Origin of the sequence: Pseudomonas cavernicola (genome assembly GCF_003596405.1) — a bacterium.
In the GTDB taxonomy this organism is placed as follows: domain Bacteria; phylum Pseudomonadota; class Gammaproteobacteria; order Pseudomonadales; family Pseudomonadaceae; genus Aquipseudomonas; species Aquipseudomonas cavernicola.
In genome coordinates this window covers 2,249,046-2,269,177 of record NZ_QYUR01000002.1, presented here as the reverse complement: position 1 = coordinate 2,269,177, position 20,132 = coordinate 2,249,046, and the positions used below count along the sequence as shown (strand labels likewise).

The following is a 20,132-nucleotide window of genomic DNA, read 5'->3' as shown; positions in this document are numbered from 1 at the left end:
AGAGCGAGAGTGAATTTATGAGCCTGAATCCAAGAGACGTGGTGATTGTCGACTTCGGTCGCACCCCGATGGGTCGTTCCAAGGGTGGCATGCACCGCAACACCCGCGCCGACAGCATGTCAGCGCAACTGATCACTGGCGTGCTGGCACGCAACCCCAAGGTCGATCCGGCCGAAGTGGAAGATGTGATCTGGGGCTGCGTTAACCAGACCCTGGAACAAGGTTGGAACATTGCGCGCATGGCGTCGCTGATGACCCCGATCCCGCATACCAGTGCCGGCCAAACCGTCAGCCGTCTGTGTGGTTCCTCCATGAGCGCCCTGCACACTGCTGCGCAGGCAATCATGACCGGCAACGGTGACGTGTTCGTCATCGGTGGCGTGGAGCACATGGGTCACGTCGGCATGATGCACGGTGTCGATCCGAACCCGCATCTGTCCCTGTACGCCGCCAAGGCGTCGGGCATGATGGGCCTGACCGCTGAAATGCTCGGGAAGATGCATGGCATCAGCCGTGAGCAGCAGGATGCGTTCGGTGAGCGTTCGCACCGCCTGGCGCACAAGGCCACCGTCGAAGGCAAGTTCAAGGATGAAATCATCCCGATGCAAGGCTACGACGAGAATGGTTTCCTGAAAGTGTTCGACTACGACGAAACCATTCGTCCGGAAACCACCCTGGAAAGCCTGGCTGCACTGAAGCCTGCGTTCAATCCCAAAGGCGGCACCGTGACTGCAGGTACTTCCTCGCAGATCACTGACGGTGCTTCCTGCATGATCGTCATGTCGGCACAGCGCGCTCAGGACCTCGGCATCCAGCCGATGGCCGTGATCCGTGCCATGTCGGTAGCGGGCGTTGACCCGGCAATCATGGGTTACGGTCCAGTACCATCGACGCAGAAAGCACTGAAGCGTGCTGGTCTGACCATGGCTGACATCGACTTCATCGAGCTGAACGAAGCCTTCGCCGCACAGGCCCTGCCAGTGCTGAAGGATTTGAAAGTGCTCGACAAGATGAACGAGAAGGTTAACCTGCACGGCGGCGCGATCGCCCTGGGTCACCCGTTCGGCTGCTCCGGTGCGCGTATCTCCGGTACCTTGCTGAATGTGATGAAGCAGAATGGTGGTACTTTCGGCGTGTCCACTATGTGTGTCGGGCTCGGCCAAGGCATCACCACTGTCTTCGAACGCATCTAAGCGTTTGACGATGTGCAACCGGGGCCTTGTGCCCCGGTTTTTGTTTTTGGTTCGGTATTTTTATTTTGCAGTAGCAGGAGCCACATGATGCAGCTACAACCTGGTCTCTATCGTCACTACAAAGGCCCTGAGTACCGCGTGTTCGGTGTTGCTCGTCATTCCGAGACAGAAGAGCAGGTCGTGGTTTATCAGGCCCTTTACGGCGATTACGGCCTGTGGGTGCGGCCGCTGAGCATGTTCCTTGAAACCGTCGAGGTGGACGGGCAGGCCGTGCTGCGCTTTGCTTTGATTCAGGCTGAACCGAGCCTCTTCGTACAGCCTTGAGTTGACATCGAACTTGCCGCGCGCTTGACCTCACCTCGGTCACCACTATATATAGCGGTGCCGCGAAAGGCGCCTCCCGTCTTTCACTACTCGAATTCAGGAACTTTCCGATCCATGGGCAAATCGCTGGTCATCGTGGAATCCCCGGCCAAGGCCAAGACCATCAACAAGTACTTGGGTAACCAGTACGTGGTGAAGTCGAGCATCGGCCATATCCGTGACCTGCCTACCAGCGGTTCGGCTAGTGCCAGCAAAGAACCGGTCAAGCGCGGCAAGACTGCTGCTGAAGCGCCGGTGCTGTCACCTAAGGAAAAAGCCAAGCGCCAGTTGGTCGCGCGCATGGGAGTCGATCCCGAACATGGCTGGAAAGCCAAGTACGAGATCCTTCCAGGCAAGGAAAAGGTCGTCGAAGAACTGCGCCGCTTGGCCAAGGATGCCGACACCATCTATCTCGCAACCGACTTGGACCGCGAAGGGGAGGCTATTGCCTGGCACCTGCGCGAGGCTATCGGCGGTGACGACAGCCGTTACAAGCGCGTGGTGTTCAACGAGATCACCAAGAAGGCGATTCAGGAAGCCTTCTCCAAGCCGGGCGAGCTGGATATCAACCGGGTCAACGCGCAACAAGCGCGACGTTTCCTCGACCGAGTGGTTGGTTACATGGTCTCGCCGCTGCTGTGGGCGAAAATCGCCCGCGGCCTGTCCGCCGGCCGTGTGCAGTCGGTAGCGGTGAAGCTGGTAGTCGACCGTGAGCGGGAAATTCGTGCCTTCATCCCGGAAGAATACTGGGAGATCCACGCCAGTCTCGGCACCGCCAAAGGCGCCAATGTCCGCTTTGAAGTAGCGCGCGAGAATGGCGAGGCGTTCAAGCCGCTTAATGAACAGCAGGCTATGGCGGCGCTGGAGAAACTCAAGGCCTCCAGCTACAGCATCGTCAAGCGTGAAGATAAGCCGACCAGCAGCAAGCCGTCGGCACCTTTCATCACCTCCACCTTGCAGCAGGCGGCGAGCAATCGTCTCGGCTTTGGCGTGAAGAAGACGATGATGATGGCCCAGCGTCTGTATGAGGCTGGCTACATCACCTATATGCGTACCGACTCAACCAACCTCTCGGCCGATGCCGTGAGCATGGTTCGTGACTTTATCGAAGGCGAGTTCGGCAAGAAATACCTGCCCGCCAAGCCGAATGTATACAGCAGCAAGGAAGGTGCGCAGGAAGCGCACGAGGCGATTCGCCCATCCGACGTCAACCTCAAGCCGACCCAGTTGTCCGGCATGGAGCGTGATGCCGAGCGTTTGTATGAGCTGATCTGGCGTCAGTTCGTCGCCTGCCAGATGCCGCCGGCGGAATACCTGTCGACCACCGTCAGCGTGGCTGCCAGCAAGTTCGAATTGCGCGCCAAGGGCCGCATTCTCAAGTTCGATGGCTATACCCGTGCGCTGCCGCAGTTGAGCAAACCCGGTGATGACGATGTGCTGCCGGACATGAGCGAAGGCGAAGTGCTGAAGTTGCTCAAGCTCGATCCGAGCCAGCACTTTACCAAGCCGCCAGCGCGTTACTCGGAAGCCAGCCTGGTCAAGGAGATGGAGAAGCGTGGTATTGGCCGCCCATCCACTTACGCTGCGATCATCTCGACGATTCAGGAGCGCGGGTATGTAGCGCTGCACAACCGTCGTTTTTACTCGGAAAAAATGGGCGATATCGTTACCGAGCGTCTGTCCGAGAGCTTCTCCAATCTGATGGACTACGGCTTCACTGCCGGCATGGAAGAGCATCTGGACGATGTGGCCCAGGGCGAGCGCGATTGGAAGCACGTACTGGATGAGTTCTACGGCGACTTCAAGAAAAAGCTCGAAGTGGCTGCCGAAACTGACAACGGCATGCGTGCCAATCAGCCGACGCCGACCGATATCGCCTGCCGCGAATGTGGTCGGCCGATGATGATTCGTACCGCCTCGACCGGCGTATTCCTCGGCTGCTCGGGCTACAGCCTGCCGCCGAAAGAGCGCTGCAAGTCGACCATCAACCTGATCCCCGGCGATGAGATCGCTGCGGATGATGAAGGCGAATCCGAATCCCGTGTGCTGCTGGGCAAGCATCGCTGTCAGAAGTGCGGCACTGCGATGGACGCCTATCTGCTGGATGAGACACGCAAGCTGCATATCTGCGGTAATAACCCGGATTGCTCGGGCTATGAGATCGAGCAGGGCCAATACCGCATCAAGGGCTATGAAGGGCCTAGTCTTGAGTGCGATAAGTGCGGCAGTCAGATGCAGCTGAAAACCGGTCGATTCGGCAAGTTCTTCGGTTGTACCAATGCTGAGTGCAAGAACACCCGCAAGCTGCTGAAAAGTGGCGAGCCGGCACCGCCGAAGATGGATGCGGTGAAGATGCCGGAGCTGAAGTGCGAGAAGGTTAACGACACCTACGTCCTGCGGGATGGCGCTTCCGGTCTGTTTCTCGCCGCCAGCCAGTTTCCGAAGAACCGCGAGACCCGTGCGCCTCTGGTAATGGAGCTGATTCCGCACAAGGACGAAATCGATCCGAAGTATCACTTCCTGATCGAGGCGCCGAAGAAAGACCCGGAAGGGCGTCCTGCGGTGATTCGCTACAGCCGGAAAACTCGCGAACAGTATGTACAGACCGAGGTGGACGGTAAGCCTACCGGCTGGCGTGCATTCTACGGTGGCGGGGCCTGGAAGGTCGAAGACAAACGCTGAGCGGAATCAGATAGAACGCGCGCCGGCCTCCGCTAGCGCGCGTATATTGACCGTATCTGCTGTGGAGGGCACCGCAATGGCCCATGAGCTTTATACCCGTACCAACCAAAAACTCTATTTTGCTGGGTTGGCCCTAGAAGCCTGGCGCCAAGCAGAAGAGGGGCGTGCGATGAACGCCCAGGCGCTGATTCAGGCCGAGCGCGAGGCTGCATTGTTTCACCTGTACGGTGGATTGTTGGGCCTGTGCCACGAAATCGCCGGCTATTACCGGCTGGCGGAGATCAATGTTCCACGCGTGGAGCTAGTGCTGACGAAAGCGGTATTGGATGCAGCGCCGAGCCCTGAGCTGGCTGAGCTGGTTGAACTGGCACAGCAGCCGGAAACCTGGCTTGCCCAGCTGGTGGCAGCCTACGCGGCACTCTTTCAGCCGCCACAAGCGCCTAAAAAGGCGAAAGTTGATCCGACGCTACCCTTGATCGAGTCGCTCAGCTTGGATGAGGACGAGCCACCACTAGCGCGTCTACTGCTGGAAGACTGGCGTCAGCAACTCAAAGTGCTGGCCCTGCGTTTTCGTGAGTCGCTTAGCGAGTGCTGAGTTGGGTGGATAGGTGGGCTAGGGGGGAGGCCAAGCTGACTGGTACACTAACGGCCTTTCGTGGAGATTAGATTTTATGCCTACATCCTTTCTTGAAATTGTCGAGTTGCCCGACGGGCGTATTGCCCTGCGTCGTGCAGAGGATGAGGAGGCGTTGGTGGTTCTAGATTTTTCTGCCGATGCCAAGGCCTTTCTGCAAGGTCACCATGTTGAAGTCGCTAAAGCCATGTTGAATGTTGGCGTGCAAATGGCGGGTCGATTGGCTGAGGGTGATTTTGAGCGAGAAGATGGGCCGCGAGTGCTGCACTAGATGTGTGCACCACTTTCCAACCAATAGTTAATTGAGTGGTTCCTTCAGAATTTCTCTTTCTGTGCAGCAAGCCAGATCTATCCTGTCTCAGCATTTCTTGAAGCAAGGCAAATGTCTTTGTGTTGCGAGTGGCACATCCATGTGCCGAACAGGTGCTGAAATCGATCAGGGATCCTTTAACCCAGACTGATATTCAGACTTTGCGCTTTGCCCTGGCGAGCGGCGTCGGCAAGTTGCTCACGCACCGGACGATGCAGAGGGTGCAGCCAGCTCACGACTGTATGGCTGCGGCCTAGACGCAGAGCTTCGCAAGCAAGGTCTAAGGCGCTCTGCTCGCCACGCGGCTGGAGGAGCAGAATGCGTTCGCGGTTTAGCCCTGCGTCGCGTAACCAGGCTTGGGTCAAGGTTGCTGGCGGGGCGATCAGCGTCAGCCAGCGGGCATCTTGTTCCTGGCTCAGTTCGCGCAGGATGGGCGCGAGCAGATGTAGGCAATTCCCAGCAGCGCCGCGCAGCGACAATTCGCTAAAGGTTTCCGGCTCGTCAAACCAAGCCGATTCCCCAGCTTCGTTTAGCAGCGGTGTCACCGGTTGAGCCAGAAAGGCTTCGAACAGTGGAAGCTGTGTACGGTTCAGCGATTGTGGGAACTGCATAAAGTCTCCTCTAACGACGAATAACGCCGACACTCAAACCTTCGATCACCAGATCCTGTGCTTCCAGGTCTACTTCGATGGGCGCGAACTCAGGGTTCTCGGCAATCAACCAGACCTTGTCGCCTTCGCGCTTAAAGCGTTTTACTGTCACTTCGTCACCAAGGCGTGCCACAACGATTTGGCCGTTGCGTGCTTCTCGGGTGGTGTGCACGGCGAGCAGGTCGCCATCGAAGATGCCAACGTCTTTCATGCTCATGCCGCGTACACGCAATAAGTAGTCAGCACGCGGATGGAAGAATGCCGGGTTGATCCGGCAGGACTCTTCGATATGTTGTTGTGCGAGAATCGGTGCGCCAGCAGCGACGCGACCGATGATGGGTAGGCCGTCTTCTTCGCTGTTGCTCGGCTCAAAGCCGGGAATTCGAATGCCGCGTGAGGCGCCAGGGGTCATTTCAATGGCGCCTTTGCGGGCAAGCGCTTTAAGGTGTTCTTCGGCTGCGTTGGGTGATTTGAAACCAAGCTCCAAGGCAATCTCCGCACGGGTTGGCGGGTACCCGTTGTCTTCAAGACAGCGCTTGATAAAGGCGAGAATCTCAGCTTGGCGTGGCGTCAGTTTTAGCATTTTCTAGGCTCTGTCTTTTTATACAGTGACTGTGATTATATACAGTGAAAGAAGCTTGGCAATCCTCCTTTGTGCAGCGTTGAAAATTTTCTTTTGATTGCTGGCGGGTAAGGACTGTTACCTCAGACGACTGGCGGGCGTCTTGCAATAAGTCTTTCTGTTATAAATGTCTGTGACTGGTCAGCCGAAAGGCGGCTTGCGCGGCTTGACAAGATCGCTGCTTGAAACGTATGTTTCAAACAAGTGTTTGTTAGGTGATAATCAATGGCCCAGTCAGAAACCGTCGAACGCATCCTTGATGCCGCTGAACAGTTGTTTGCGGAGAAAGGTTTCGCTGAGACGTCGTTGCGTTTGATCACCAGCAAGGCTGGAGTCAACCTGGCTGCGGTGAACTATCATTTCGGATCGAAGAAAGCGCTAATCCAGGCGGTGTTCTCGCGCTTCCTCGGGCCTTTCTGTGTCAGTCTCGAGCGGGAGTTGGATCGCCGTCAGGCTAAAGCCGATCACAAAGCCAGCCTGGAAGATTTGCTGGAGATCTTGGTCGAACAAGCCTTGGCGGTGAAGCCGCGTAGTGGCAACGATCTGTCAATTTTCATGCGCCTGCTAGGGCTGGCATTCAGTCAGAGCCAGGGTCACCTGCGGCGTTACCTGGAAGATACGTACGGAAAGGTTTTTCGCCGCTATATGCAGTTGGTGCATGAGGCCGCGCCACGGATTCCACCCATCGAGCTGTTCTGGCGAGTGCACTTCATGCTGGGTGCTGCTGCGTTCAGCATGTCCGGGATCAAGGCGCTACGCGCTATTGCCGAGACAGAATTTGGTGTCAGTACCTCCATTGAACAGGTCATGCGCCTGATGGTGCCTTTCCTTGCTGCGGGTATGCGTTCTGAAACCGGGGTGACCGATGAAGCCCTGGCCAGCGCGCAGCTTCGTCCGCGCAGCAAAACCACGGTCGCCACCGCCAAGGTTTGACGTCGAGCGGTGGGCGCAGCCGATCTGATCGGCTAAGCTAGCCACCTATGCAAGCCCTCGATCTTCTACACATTTCTCTCGCCGACCAATGCCTGTACGGCTTTGCCAATGGGCAGCTGGTGTTGCGTCTGGTGGTTTCCACTGCGCTGAATGGGCCGGGTGAGCAAAATGGCTCCGGCTGCACGCCGCGTGGCCTGCACCAGGTGCGCGCAAAGATTGGTGAAGGGCTACCTGTGGGCGCAGTGCTGCGTGGGCGGCGTTGGACGGGCGAGGTCTGGTCTGAGGCGCTGAGCGAGCAGTTTCCCAAGCGCGATTGGATTCTCACACGCATTCTCTGGCTAAGCGGCTGCGAGCCGGGACGCAATCGTCTCGGTGCTGTGGATACCTTCCGCCGCTATGTTTATCTGCATGGCACCCCGGACACTGAACCTATGGGTGTGCCGCTCTCCCACGGCTGCATTCGCCTGCGCAATCTCGATGTGCTGGAACTCTTTCCCCGCGTGCCCGTCCACTGCGCTGTACACATAGATGAAGCGCCGTGCCCGGCGTGGGCGGCGGCCGAACTTAGGCTCTAGGGCCTCTATAAGGATTTTGCTATGACCTCTGGCCTGCAAGGCTCATTGATGCTGGATATCAGCGGCACTTGGCTGACCGCCGAAGACCGCCAAATACTGCGCCAGCCGGAAGTGGGCGGTCTGATCTTGTTCGCGCGCAATATCGAGCATCCGCGGCAGGTGCGGGAGCTGTCTGCGGCGATTCGTGCCGTGCGTCCGGATCTGCTATTGGCAGTGGATCAAGAAGGTGGGCGAGTACAGCGCCTGCGCCAAGGTTTCGTGCGGTTGCCGGCGATGCGGGCAATTGCCGATAACGCTAATGCCGAGTGGCTGGCCGAGCAGTGCGGCTGGCTGATGGCTACCGAAGTGTTGGCAGTGGGGCTGGATCTGAGCTTTGCGCCAGTGCTCGATCTGGATTATCAGCGCAGCGCGGTGGTCGGTAGTCGCTCCTTCGAGGGCGACCCGCAGCGAGCGACGCTGCTGGCCGGCGCCTTCATTCGCGGCATGAACGCAGCCGGCATGGCGGCAACGGGCAAGCATTTCCCTGGTCACGGCTGGGCTGAGGCGGACTCTCACGTAGCTATTCCGATTGACGAGCGCAGTCTGGAACAGATTCGCGCCGGTGATCTACGGCCTTTCGCGGCGTTAAGCCAGCAGTTGGCTGCGGTGATGCCGGCCCATGTCATCTACCCGCAGGTGGACGAACAGCCGGCCGGTTTCTCCCGTCGTTGGCTGCAGGAGATTCTGCGGGGTGAGTTGCAGTTCGATGGGGTGATCTTCAGTGATGACCTGTCCATGGCTGGTGCCCATGTGGTGGGGGATGCGGCGAACCGGATTGAGGCTGCACTTGGCGCTGGCTGCGACATGGGCCTGGTGTGCAATGATCGCGCTGCCGCAGAGTTGGCTTTGAGCGCTTTGCAGCGGCTGAAGGTGCAACCGTCAGCACGCCTGGCGCGGATGCGCGGCAAGGCCTTCCCAACCACCGAATATCGTCAGAGCCCGCGCTGGCTCCAGGCCGTGGGTGCCTTGCAAGCCGCCCAGTTGATTGACTAAGGATAACGAGCATGACTGTCTACGCCATTATTGGTGGTACCGGCCTTACTGAGTTGGACGGCCTGACTATCAGTGCGGTGCTTAATCTGGATACGCCTTATGGCGCGCCTTCTGCGCCCGTGCTGCGTGGCAACTACGCCGGGCGTGAAGTGCTGTTCCTCGCTCGCCACGGTCACCCGCATCGAATTGCGCCGCATCAGGTGAATTACCGGGCCAACCTGTGGGCGCTCAAACATGCGGGAGCACAGGCGATTGTGGCGGTGAATGCCGTCGGTGGTATTCACCCGGCCATGGGCACTGGGCACTTCTGTGTGCCACACCAGATCATCGATTACACCTCGGGGCGTGAGCACACCTTCTTCGAGGGTGAGCTGGAGCACGTGACTCACGTGGATTTCAGCTATCCCTATGATGCCGCGCTGCGCGAGCAGTTGACGGCAGCACTGGCGACGGGCGGCTGCGCGTTCAGCGGAGAAGGCGTGTATGCCTGCACCCAGGGCCCGCGTCTGGAGACGGTGGCCGAGATTGCCCGGCTGGAGCGTGATGGTTGCGATATCGTCGGTATGACCGGTATGCCGGAGGCCGTCTTGGCGCGTGAGCTTGAGCTGCCTTACGCCTGCTTGGCGCTCGTGGTGAATCCGGCGGCCGGCAAGTCGACTGGGATCATCACCATGGCCGAGATCGAACAGGCACTGGCCGAAGGCATCGACAAGGTCAAGGCGGTATTGGCCAGGGTGTTGGCGGAATAAGAAGCTTCAAGCCTCGAGCGAAAGGTTCGTAGGGTGGGTTAGCCGCGCAGCGGCGTAACCCACCCCACCGTCGTGATCAGGCTAGCTTGCAGCTATCTCACCGGCAGCGGTGCGAAGAGCGCGTCGATGTCGCTTTGCTGCAGTTGCCAGTCACCTTGGCCGTCGCTGTCCAGTACGCCGGCGGCGAGGGCGGCTTTTTTCTGTTGCAGTTGCTGGATTTTTTCCTCGACGGTGCCACGGGCGATCAGCTTGTAGACGAACACCGGCTTGTCCTGGCCGATGCGGTAGGCGCGGTCGGTGGCCTGGTTTTCCGCGGCCGGGTTCCACCAGGGGTCGTAGTGGATCACGGTGTCGGCGGCGGTCAGGTTGAGACCGGTGCCGCCGGCTTTCAGGCTGATCAGGAACAGCGGCACCGCGCCGCTCTGGAACTGCTGTACGGGGGTGCGGCGGTCCGTGGTCTTCCCGGTGAGCTGGGCGTAGGGAATGCCGCGCCGCGTAAGTTCCGTTTCGATCAGCGCCAGCATCGAGGTGAACTGCGAGAACAGCAGTACGCGGCGGCCCTCGGCGAGCAGCTCCTCGAGCATTTCCAGCAGGCTGTCGAGCTTGCCGGAGTTGCCACCGCGGGGCTTATGCGAGTTGACGGCGCTTGTCACCAGGCGCAGGTCGCAGCAGACCTGGCGCAATTTCAGTAGGGCTTCGAGAATGACGATCTGGCTGCGCGCCAGGCCCTTGCGGTCGATTTCCTCGCGGACCTTCCGGTCCATCGCAAGGCGCACGGTTTCGTAGAGGTCGCGTTGCGCTTCGCTGAGTTCGACCCAGTGCACGATTTCGCTCTTGGCGGGCAGCTCCTTGGCCACCTGGTCCTTCTTGCGCCGCAGCAGGAAGGGTTTGATCCGTGCATTGAGGTGGGCCAGGCGGGCACTGTCGCCGTGCTTTTCGATAGGCGTGCGGTAGTCGCGGGTGAAGCGTTTACTGTCGCCGAGCCAGCCGGGCATTAGGAAGTGGAACAGCGACCAGAGTTCGCCCAGGTGGTTTTCCAGGGGCGTACCGGAAAGGCACAGGCGTTGCCGGGCGTCGAGCTGGCGCGCGGCCTGGGCGGCTTTGCTGGCGGGGTTCTTGATGTATTGCGCTTCGTCGAGGATCAGCAGGTGCAGGGGCTGCGCTTTCAGCTGTTCGAGGTCGCGAGGCAGCAGAGCATAGGTGGTCAGCAGCAGGTCGAAGTCGGCCAGTTTGGCGAAGTCCTTCTGTCGCCCCGGGCCGTGCAGGGCAAGGACGCGCAGCTCGGGGGCGAAGCGCGCGGCTTCGTCCTGCCAGTTGGGGATCAGGCTGGTCGGCATCACCGCCAGGGCCGGGCGGTCGAGGCGCCCGGCGTGTTTTTCCGTGAGCAGGTGGGCCAGGGTCTGCAGGGTCTTGCCCAGACCCATGTCATCGCCCAGCACGCCGCCGGCTTCCAGCTCGCGCAGGGTCTGCATCCAGCCGAGACCCTCGAGCTGATAGGGGCGCAGTTCGGCCTGCAGGCCGGGCGGGGCGAGCGCCGGCACGCTCTGGCAGTCGCGCAGGCGGCGGGCGAATTCACGCAGGCGTTCGCCGCCTTGCCATTCCAGCGCCAGCCCCTCCAGTTCGCTCAAGCGGGCGGCGTCGGCCCGGCTCAGGCGCAATGCCGTGCTTGGCTCCTGGTCGCGCAGGTACAGCTCGCCGAGGGTGGCGAGGATCGGCTTGAGGCGGCCAAAGGGCAGCACTACCTGCAGTGCTCGGCCGTCTTCCCGGCGTATGCTGTCGAGCTTCAGGCGTAGCAACTCATCGTCGGTCCGCAGTGCCAAGTTAGTCGCGCTGAGCAGTTGCGGATTTTGCCGAATCAGTTTCAGCAACACCGGAAGCAGGCTGATGCGCTGGCCATCGACCACTATGCCCAGGGCGAGGTCGAACCATTCGCGTTCCGGTGCTTCGTCCAGCTCGGCATACCAGGCGTCCACCGGCGTCAGGTCGAAGAGAAAACCGGGCCTGATGTCGATTTGCCAACCCTGCTTGCGCAGTTCCGGCAGCCCCTGTTGGACGAAGTCGAGCCAGTCTTCTTCACTGGCCAGGTCGAACATTTCCGCCGAGTCTTTGGGCAGGGCCTGGCTTTGCCGCAGGGCGGGGCGCAAGCCGAGCTGTTCCAGCTGCTGGCGCAGCGCGCGTTCCGTCTTGGGCTGGCGGGCGATGCTGAGGATTTCCGCGCGGCCTACGCTGCGGATCCGCTCGCCAGCGGCAACTTTCTTGCCGTGAACGCGGGTGTCTGCGTAGAGAAAGCTCAGGCCGGCACGATGCTGGTGTTCGCTGCCCATGCGCCCGGTGCTCGACTGATAGCGGGTGAGCAGATGGCTGCCGAGGCTCAGGTGCGGCGTCGGCGGCAGGTCGTCGATTCGCTGCTCTACCGGCGCGCAGGGGGGCGGCACCTTGGGCGCCAGTTCGCGCAGCGACAGGCTGAACAGTTCGGCCTCAGTGGCGCTGACGCTCGGTGCCTGGCTTAGATGGCTGGCCAGACGCGCTGGCAGGTCATGCTGCAGCGGGCCGATCTGGCCGGTTTCGATATCCAGATAGTGCAGCGGCTCGACCGCCGTGAGCACCTCCAGGTTGGTTCCCCCATCGACTTGCCAGGCGGGGCGATAGTCGCCGTTCCCCATGCTTTGCCAGGTGAAGTGTGCCTGGCGCGGTTCGCCGCTGCGCAGGGGCTGGTCGTTTTCAATATCGAGGAACAGCCGGCCAGTTTCCAGCAGCAGGGCGAGGATTTCACCGCCGCTGGCGCCTTTCAGGTCGAGTCGGTTGTCATGGCGGTAGCTGTTGTCCCTGCTGCTGTAGGCCAGGCGGGCGATGCGCAGATCCAGCGGCAGCAGGAAGCGTGGTTCGCGGGCGATCGCCTCGCGTAACGAGAAATACGGCTTGGCCTCTGCCAGGCTGCCATCCTTGCGCAGGCGCACCTTGTACAGCTCGATCAGCAGGTCGGGAACCAGCTGGTAATACAGGCGTGACAGTTCGCCCTGCGGGTAGCTGTTGGCGTCAGGGCAGTCGGCCTTGGGCAGCTGTTGCAGCCAGCTCAGCAGTGAGTTGGACAGCCTGAGCGTGGTGGGCGCGGGCGGTGTAGCGCTCGGCAACTGTTGCTGCAGATGCAGCAACACTGCGACGCAGTGCTTGCAGTTGTAGCCGACCGGGCAGCTGCAGCGGCCGATCAAAGGCGCGCCCGGGGTACCGAGGAGTATCTGCTGCTCGTAAAGCTGAGCGCCCGAGCCGCGACAGCTGGCCTGGATCAGGTTGTCCGTGTAGGAGTGAATGCTCACCCGGTTCTCTCGCGCATACTCCTGGCCACGGCTCAGCGCGCCGCGGTCGAACTCGCCGGTCCAGGCTTGGCGCCTTAGCTGTTCGAGGGTAGAGAGCACCGGCCAAACCTTACAGGGGGGATACTTTGATCAGCAGGCCGAGACTACCGTGGTCGAGGAATGTCAGCTCGCCGTTCTTCAGACGGTTGGCCTGTTTCAGGCGTTCGCTGCCGGTGAGCAGGCCGTCGGCGTCGAATTGATTGATCCAGAAATCGCTTTCCAGGTCGACAAAGCGCTCTTGTTTCAGGCTTAGCGTGCCCTCCACCGGGAAGTGGCCGAACTGCTGCTTGCCGCTCGACAGGGCGATTTTCGTCGGGGCTTCGCCGACGCTCTGCTGCCAGGCCTGATGCAGTAATACCTGATAGCCGTTGGCGGGGGTGAGCTTGGCCGCCTCGGCGTTCAATGCCGTGCCGCGCTCGCTATCCGCGGCTAGTGCTTGGGCGCCGTCGGCCCAGTTGTCCGGAGCGGTCTGGCTGGCCGGAATCGGCTCGCCAGCCTGGCGGAAAAGGATTACTTCGACCTGATACAGGCTATCGGCGAAAGCCGCCGGGGCGAGGAGGGTCAGCAACAGGGCGAGGCAACGGAAGGCACGCATGAATTAGTCCTTTTTATGTATGGCGGTTCGCCTAGAAGTGCCGTGAGCGGGCGCAGCAGCTTCTAGGTGGATTGCGGGGTCAGGCGCTCGAAGAGAGCCTCCAGTGTATTGAATCGCTCTTCCGGGCGCTCCATCGGCACCTGGAATTTAAACTGCGTGGCGCCTTCGAACTTGTAACGCTTCGGCTGGCCCTGGATCAGTTTGATCAGTACCAATGGATCGACCTTGGTGTCGGCGGCAAATTCTATGCGTCCACCCTGCGGGCCGGCATCGAGTTTTTTGATTCCGAGCTGCTCGGCCTGCAACTTCAGCAGGGTCAGGCGCACCAGGTTCTTGGTCGGCTCCGGCAGCAGGCCGAAACGGTCGATCATCTCGACTTGCAGCTCCTTCAAACTGTCCTCGTCGGCAGCCGAGGCGATGCGTTTGTAGAGGATCAGGCGGGTATGCACATCGGGCAGATAGGCGTCGGGAATCAGCGCCGGCACGCGCAGGTTGATTTCCGGCCCGCCGCCGAGCGGTTGATCCAGATTGGGTTGCTCGCCTTTGCGAATGGCTTTCACCGCACGTTCGAGCATTTCCATATACAGGGTGAAGCCGACCGCTTGAATCTGTCCGCTCTGGCCGTCGCCGAGCAGTTCGCCGGCACCGCGGATTTCCAGATCGTTGGTCGCCAGCACGAAGCCGGCGCCGAGATCCTGGGTATTGGTGATGGCTTCCAGGCGTTTTTCCGCATCCGCGGTCATCTGCTTGCGCGGTGGCGTCAGCAGGTAGGCGTAGGCCTGGTGGTGGCTGCGGCCAACCCGGCCACGTAGCTGGTGCAGCTGCGCCAGGCCGAACTTGTCGGCGCGCTCGATGATGATGGTGTTGGCGCTTGGCACGTCGATACCGGTCTCGATGATGGTCGAGGCGATCAGCACGTTGAAGCGCTTGTGGTAGAAGTCGCTCATCACCCGTTCCAGATCGCGCTCGTGCATCTGCCCATGGCCGATACCGATGCGAGCCTCGGGCACCAGCTCGGCGAGGTCGGCGGCGCACTTCTCTATGGTTTTCACATCGTTGTGCAGGTAGTAGACCTGGCCGCCGCGCAGCAGCTCACGCAGCAGGGCTTCCTTGATCACCGGCTTCTGCTGTTCCATGACGAAGGTGCGCACCGACAGCCGCCGCGCGGGCGGGGTGGCGATGATCGACAGGTCGCGCATGCCCGATACGGCCATGTTCAGCGTGCGCGGAATCGGCGTGGCGGTCAGGGTGAGGATGTCGACTTCGCTGCGCAGGGCTTTGAGCTGCTCCTTTTGGCGTACGCCGAAACGGTGTTCTTCGTCGATGATGACCAGGCCGAGGTTTTTGATCTTCACATCGTCCTGCAGCAGCTTGTGGGTGCCGATGACGATGTCGATCTTGCCTTCGGCCAGTTGCTGTACCGCCGCATCGACTTCCTTGTTCGACTTGAAGCGGCTCATCACCTCGACCGTTACCGGCCAGTCGGCGAAGCGGTCAAGGAAACTATTGTAGTGCTGCTGAGCGAGCAGAGTGGTCGGCACCAGGATCGCCACCTGCTTGCCGCTGTGCACGGCAATAAAGGCGGCACGCATGGCCACTTCGGTCTTGCCGAATCCGACATCGCCGCAGACCAGGCGATCCATCGGTTTTGCCGCCAGCATGTCCGCCATCACCGCGTCGATGGTGGTCTGCTGGTCCGGAGTTTCCTCGAAGGGGAAGCCGGCGCTGAAGGTGGCGTAGTCGGCCAGCGGGTCTTTGAAGGCATAGCCTTCTCGGGCGGCGCGGCGGGCATAGATATCCAGCAGCTCGGCAGCCACATCGCGAACTTGTTCGGCGGCCTTGCGCTTGGCCTTCTGCCAGGTTTCCGAACCGAGGCGGTGCAAGGGCGCCAGGGCGTCATCGCTGCCGGTGTAGCGGGCGATCAGGTGCAGGCTGGCCACTGGCACATACAGCTTGGCCTCGTCGGCGTAGGCCAGCATGAGGAATTCAGCGGTCTGGTTGTCGACTTCCAGGGTGGCCAGGCCGAGGTAGCGGCCGACGCCATGGTCGATATGCACCACCGGCGCACCTTCGCGCAGCTCGGTGAGGTTCTTGATCACCGCGTCGCCGTTATCGCTGCGTTTTTCGCGGCGTCGGCGTTGCATCACGCGTTGGCCGAATAGTGGACTTTCGGCGATCAGCGCTACGGCGGGTTGATCGAGCAGCAGGCCGTCATCCAGCGGGGCGATGGTGATCGCCAAGCGTTCGGAGCTGCTGATGAAGTCCAGCCAGCCGTCGACCGCCTGTGGCCGTAAGTGCAGGCGCGCCAGTAGCTCCAGCAAGACTTCACGGCGCCCGGCGGACTCGGCGGTGAACAGCACACGGCCGGGGAATTCGTCGAGGAAGCGCTCCAGCGCCGCCAATGGCTGGTTGGCTTTGGCCTGGATCGCCAGCTCCGGCAGGTCGCGGGCGGGGAAGCGCTCGCGGCCGACGCCGGCGTCGACATCCTGTTGGCTGACGACCACGCGTGGCCAGTTCTTCAGGCGAGCGAAGCAGTCTTCGACCGGCAGGAACAGTTCAGCGGGTGGCAGCAGCGGGCGCTCGGGGTCAACGCGGCGCTCTTCGTAGCGATTACGGACGTCGTTCCAGAAGTGTTCGCTGGCTTGCTCGATACCCGGCAGGGAGAACACCTGGGTGTCCGTCGGCAAGTAGTCGAAGAGGGTGGCGCTTTCTTCGAAGAACAGTGGCAGGTAGTACTCGATGCCCGCTGGGGTGATACCGCTGTTGAGATCCTGATAGATAGTGCAACGGCGGAAATCGACGTCGAAGCGTTCGCGGAAACGTGCGCGAAAGCCAGTTACGGCTTCTTTGTTAAGTGGGAACTCGCGTGCTGGCAGCAGACGAATGGAGTCGACCTTGTCTATCGAGCGCTGAGTTTCTGGATCAAAAGTACGCAGCGTTTCGATCTCATCATCGAACAGGTCGATGCGATACGGCAGCGGATTGCCCATCGGGAACAGGTCGATCAGCGCGCCGCGCACGGCAAACTCGCCATGCTCATAGACTGTGTCCACACAGCGATAGCCGGTGGCCTCCAGGCGGGTGCGCATCTGCTCGACATCGAGTTTCTGGCCAACATCCAGCACCAGGCTGCTGCCGAGCAGAAAGCGCGTCGGCGCCAGGCGGTGCAGGGCGGTGGTGATCGGCACTACTAATATGCCGTGGGTCAGCTCCGGCAGGCGGTACAGGCTGGCGATGCGCTGCGAAATGATGTCCTGGTGCGGCGAGAACAAGTCGTAAGGCAGAGTTTCCCAGTCCGGGAAGTGCAGTACCGGCAACTCGGGCGCGAAGAAGCGCAACTCCTGCTCCAGGCGTTCGGCGCTCTGGCTGTCGGCGGTCAGCAGCAGGGTGAAGCGCTTGGCCGCGCTGGCGGCCTCAGCAATAGCTAAGCTGAGCGCGGCGCCGGGCAAGTTGCCCCAGTGTTGTTTGCCCGAAGCGGCAGGTAGAGTGGGTAGATGCAATACGGACACGAGTGGTCGTGGCTCCGGTCGAGGATTGACCGGCGGATTGTAACTATCAGAGCGATCTGCTGTCAGTGTTTCGTCCGCTGCAGATTGCCCCCGGTTGCGGGGGCCGTCATAATGTAGCCCCTTTTTTCAGCCCCTACATATGTCGAAGGTACTGCCCGTGACTCAGAAGCCTGACCAGTGTCTTGGTGAATGGATTGATCGTGAAGCGCTCGCCGAGGCGATGATTCCGCTGATCGGTCAGCTCTACCGCAATAACCATGTGGTGAGTTCGATCTATGGCCGCAGCCTGATCAACCGTTCGGTGATTGCGATCCTCAAAGCGCACCGTTTTGCTCGGCACCGCCAAGCTGACGAAAGCGAATTGTCCGTGCATGAGACTTTCACCATTCTCAAAGAGATGAGCGGGCTCAGGCTGGGCGCCGCTTCCATCGACCTGGGCAAGATGGTCGTCAAGTACAAAGCCGAGGCCAATGGCCGCAGCATCGAGCAGTTCGTCCGTGACGAGTTGGCCGATGTAGTTGGCAAGCAAAATGGTACCCCGCGCAAAGGCACCGATGTGGTGTTGTACGGTTTTGGTCGGATCGGCCGCCTGCTGGCGCGCATCCTGATCGAGAAAACCGGTGGTGGCGACGGCCTGCGCCTGCGTGCCATCGTCGTCCGTAAGGGCGCGCCCAACGACTTGGTCAAGCGCGCCAGCCTGCTGCGGCGTGACTCGGTGCATGGTCCGTTCGATGGCACCATCACCGTCGATGAAGAAAACAACACCCTTACGGCCAACGGCAACCTGATTCAGGTTATTTACGCCAAAGACCCGAAAGAAGTGGATTACACCCAGTACGGCATCGAGAACGCCCTGCTGGTCGATAACACCGGTGTCTGGCGCGATGCCGAGGGTCTGGGTCAACACCTGGCCTGCCCGGGTATTGGCCGCGTGGTGCTGACTGCGCCAGGCAAAGGCAAGCTGAAGAACATCGTGCATGGCATCAACCATGGCGAGATCACTGCGGACGACAAGATCATTTCCGCGGCTTCCTGCACCACCAACGCCATCGTGCCGGTGCTGAAAGCGGTGAATGACAAGTTCGGCATCGTTAATGGGCACGTCGAAACCGTTCACTCGTACACCAATGACCAGAACCTGATCGACAACTTCCACAAGGGCGATCGTCGCGGCCGTAGTGCTCCGCTGAACATGGTGATCACCGAGACCGGCGCAGCCACAGCGGCGGCCAAGGCGCTGCCGGAACTGGCGGGCAAGCTCACCGGTAACGCGATTCGCGTGCCGACGCCGAACGTGTCGATGGCCATTCTCAACCTGAACCTGGAGAAGGCGACCACCCGCGAAGAAATGAACGAGTACCTGCGCTACATGGCGTTGCACTCGGATCTGCACAAGCAGATCGACTTCGTTAATTCGCAGGAAGTGGTTTCCTCTGACTTCGTTGGCTCGCGTCACGCCGGTGTGGTCGATGCTGAAGCGACTATCTGCAATGACAATCGCGTTGTGTTGTACGTGTGGTACGACAACGAGTTCGGTTACAGCTGCCAGGTCGTGCGCGTGATGGAAGACATGGCCGGGGTCAACCCGCCAGCCTTCCCGCACTAAGCGCTCGAGGTCAGGTAAACAACAGAACGGGAGCTTTGGCTCCCGTTCTGCATTTCAGGATTTGGTCAGGCTCGCTGCTCATAGGTCTGCGGATGGGACAATGAACGCTACGCTGCTGAGTTCGGGGCGAGCCTCGTGGCGATGAGTGTGCTTCTTTGCGTTTAGGTGCTGGGTGACGATCATGATGCTTATCGGTTTTGGAGGTTAGGGTGGCGTCCACGCTATTCCAGTCCTTGCTAGCCATGGTGCTGGCAGTCCTGCTAGTGGGGTGCGGTTTATCCGAGCGGATCGAAGAGGTTAGTGGTCCGACAATGGGCAGCAGCTATTCGGTGAAGTACGTGAGTGCGCAAAGCGCGCCAGCGCCGGATAGAGTCAAGGCTGAGGTCGAGGCGATCCTGGCTGAAGTCGATCGGCAGATGTCTACCTACCGCGGTAACTCTGATATCGAGCGCTTCAATGGCTTGCCTGCCAACAGTTGTCAGGCGATGCCTGCGCCGGTGCTAGAGCTCGTGCGAGTCGGTGAAAGCCTGTCGCAGGCAAGCGCTGGGGCTTTCGACTTGACGGTAGAACCCTTGCTCGACCTGTGGGGCTTTGGCCCGCAGTCACGCAGCGTGCGGGTGCCGAGCGCTGAGCAAGTGGCGCAGGTGCGCAAGCTGGTTGGGCATCAGCATTTACGGATTGACGGTCAGCAGTTGTGTAAAGACCTGGCAGTCCAGCTGGATCTCAATAGCATTGCCGCCGGTTATACGGTGGATCGGATTGCGCGTCGGCTGGGCGAACTGGGCATCGGCAGTTACTTGGTTGAAGTCACAGGCGAGCTGAAAGCGCGGGGCAGGAAAGCCGATGGTTCGCCCTGGCGCGTGGCGATTGAAGCGCCGCGAGACGATCGGCAGGTTGCGCAGAGGGTGTTGCAGCTGGATGGCTACGGCATTTCCACCTCAGGCGACTACCGCAACTACTTCGAGGAGAACGGCAAGCGCTATTCCCACACCCTCGACCCGCACACCGGTGCGCCGGTCACGCACAGACTGGCGGCGGTCACCGTGGCCGATCCGTCGGCCCTGCAAGCAGATGGGCTGTCGACTTTACTGATGGTGCTGGGTCCGGAGCGTGGTATGGCTTTCGCCGAGCGTGCCGGTATTGCCGCCTTTTTCGTGACCCGCGAAGGCGAGGGCTTCGTCACACACGGCACGCCAGCCTTCGAGCGGTTATTTGCGGCGGAGGAATAATGCGCCGATTGTCGGGCCTTTGGCGAAATCGTCAGCCGGGTGCGAGAACCTTTGTTCGATCTGCGCGGCTGGCCCGTATAAGTCTGAAAAAGTGCGT

The 20,132-nt window shown here is 60.6% G+C and carries 16 protein-coding genes; 11 read left to right on the top strand and 5 right to left on the bottom strand.

The features are described 5' to 3' along the window. Nucleotides 1-17: 17 nt before the first annotated feature. The 5 genes from fadA to D3879_RS10870 all read left to right on the top strand — a co-directional run bounded on the left by fadA (nucleotide 18) and on the right by D3879_RS10870 (nucleotide 5,143). The gene (gene fadA, locus D3879_RS10890; protein ID WP_119954259.1) at nucleotides 18-1,193 is read left to right on the top strand and encodes an acetyl-CoA C-acyltransferase FadA; all 1,176 of its coding nucleotides are present in this window, start codon (nucleotides 18-20) and stop codon (nucleotides 1,191-1,193) included. A gap of 87 nt (nucleotides 1,194-1,280) precedes the next feature. Further along, the gene (locus D3879_RS10885; RefSeq protein ID WP_119954258.1) at nucleotides 1,281-1,517 is read left to right on the top strand and encodes a DUF1653 domain-containing protein; all 237 of its coding nucleotides are present in this window, start codon (nucleotides 1,281-1,283) and stop codon (nucleotides 1,515-1,517) included. A 114-nt stretch (nucleotides 1,518-1,631) separates the two neighbouring features. Further along, nucleotides 1,632-4,238 carry a type I DNA topoisomerase gene (gene topA / locus D3879_RS10880; RefSeq protein ID WP_119954257.1) on the top strand — a complete coding sequence of 869 codons (2,607 nt, stop codon included), beginning with the start codon at nucleotides 1,632-1,634 and terminating at the stop codon, nucleotides 4,236-4,238. Between the two features lie 76 nt (nucleotides 4,239-4,314). Continuing rightward, nucleotides 4,315-4,833: a DUF6586 family protein gene (locus D3879_RS10875; protein ID WP_119954256.1), complete on the top strand. Its 519-nt coding sequence runs from the start codon at nucleotides 4,315-4,317 to the stop codon at nucleotides 4,831-4,833. Between the two features lie 76 nt (nucleotides 4,834-4,909). Continuing rightward, nucleotides 4,910-5,143: a hypothetical protein gene (locus D3879_RS10870; RefSeq protein WP_119954255.1), complete on the top strand. Its 234-nt coding sequence runs from the start codon at nucleotides 4,910-4,912 to the stop codon at nucleotides 5,141-5,143. A gap of 176 nt (nucleotides 5,144-5,319) precedes the next feature. On the opposite strand, the gene sulA is transcribed toward D3879_RS10870, so the two are convergent. Beyond that, complete coding sequence (gene sulA, locus D3879_RS10865) at nucleotides 5,320-5,793, bottom strand: SOS-induced cell division inhibitor SulA (protein WP_119954254.1); 474 nt, start codon at nucleotides 5,791-5,793, stop codon at nucleotides 5,320-5,322. A gap of 10 nt (nucleotides 5,794-5,803) precedes the next feature. Continuing rightward, the gene (lexA, locus tag D3879_RS10860) at nucleotides 5,804-6,415 is read right to left on the bottom strand and encodes a transcriptional repressor LexA (protein WP_119954253.1); all 612 of its coding nucleotides are present in this window, start codon (nucleotides 6,413-6,415) and stop codon (nucleotides 5,804-5,806) included. A gap of 264 nt (nucleotides 6,416-6,679) precedes the next feature. Here lexA and D3879_RS10855 point away from each other — a divergent pair, with 264 nt between their 5' ends. From D3879_RS10855 to D3879_RS10840, 4 genes are read left to right on the top strand one after another with little or no spacing between them, the layout of a single operon-like run. Then, complete coding sequence (locus D3879_RS10855) at nucleotides 6,680-7,387, top strand: TetR/AcrR family transcriptional regulator (RefSeq protein WP_119954252.1); 708 nt, start codon at nucleotides 6,680-6,682, stop codon at nucleotides 7,385-7,387. A gap of 47 nt (nucleotides 7,388-7,434) precedes the next feature. Beyond that, the gene (locus tag D3879_RS10850) at nucleotides 7,435-7,962 is read left to right on the top strand and encodes a L,D-transpeptidase (protein WP_119954251.1); all 528 of its coding nucleotides are present in this window, start codon (nucleotides 7,435-7,437) and stop codon (nucleotides 7,960-7,962) included. A gap of 33 nt (nucleotides 7,963-7,995) precedes the next feature. Next, the gene (nagZ, locus tag D3879_RS10845; protein ID WP_177412430.1) at nucleotides 7,996-8,994 is read left to right on the top strand and encodes a beta-N-acetylhexosaminidase; all 999 of its coding nucleotides are present in this window, start codon (nucleotides 7,996-7,998) and stop codon (nucleotides 8,992-8,994) included. 11 nt (nucleotides 8,995-9,005) lie between these two features. Beyond that, nucleotides 9,006-9,743, top strand: a complete 738-nt coding sequence (locus tag D3879_RS10840) for an S-methyl-5'-thioinosine phosphorylase (RefSeq protein ID WP_119954249.1) — start codon at nucleotides 9,006-9,008, stop codon at nucleotides 9,741-9,743. A 92-nt stretch (nucleotides 9,744-9,835) separates the two neighbouring features. On the opposite strand, the gene D3879_RS10835 is transcribed toward D3879_RS10840, so the two are convergent. From D3879_RS10835 to mfd, 3 genes are all read right to left on the bottom strand, one after another. Next, nucleotides 9,836-13,156 (bottom strand): DEAD/DEAH box helicase, encoded by a 3,321-nt coding sequence (locus tag D3879_RS10835; RefSeq protein ID WP_119954248.1) that lies wholly within the window; start codon nucleotides 13,154-13,156, stop codon nucleotides 9,836-9,838. 10 nt (nucleotides 13,157-13,166) lie between these two features. Further along, nucleotides 13,167-13,691, bottom strand: coding sequence for a CsiV family protein (locus tag D3879_RS10830; RefSeq protein ID WP_119954247.1), 525 nt, complete (start codon nucleotides 13,689-13,691; stop codon nucleotides 13,167-13,169). Nucleotides 13,692-13,753: 62 nt separating this feature from the next. Continuing rightward, entirely contained in the window at nucleotides 13,754-17,200 is a 3,447-nt protein-coding gene (mfd, locus tag D3879_RS10825) for a transcription-repair coupling factor (protein ID WP_119954246.1), read from the bottom strand. Between the two features lie 139 nt (nucleotides 17,201-17,339). Between mfd and D3879_RS10820 the strand changes: the two genes are divergently transcribed. Both D3879_RS10820 and D3879_RS10815 read left to right on the top strand, forming a co-directional pair. Further along, the gene (locus D3879_RS10820; RefSeq protein ID WP_119954245.1) at nucleotides 17,340-18,806 is read left to right on the top strand and encodes a glyceraldehyde-3-phosphate dehydrogenase; all 1,467 of its coding nucleotides are present in this window, start codon (nucleotides 17,340-17,342) and stop codon (nucleotides 18,804-18,806) included. A gap of 242 nt (nucleotides 18,807-19,048) precedes the next feature. Continuing rightward, nucleotides 19,049-20,035 (top strand): FAD:protein FMN transferase, encoded by a 987-nt coding sequence (locus tag D3879_RS10815; RefSeq protein WP_119954946.1) that lies wholly within the window; start codon nucleotides 19,049-19,051, stop codon nucleotides 20,033-20,035. Nucleotides 20,036-20,132 lie beyond the last annotated feature (97 nt).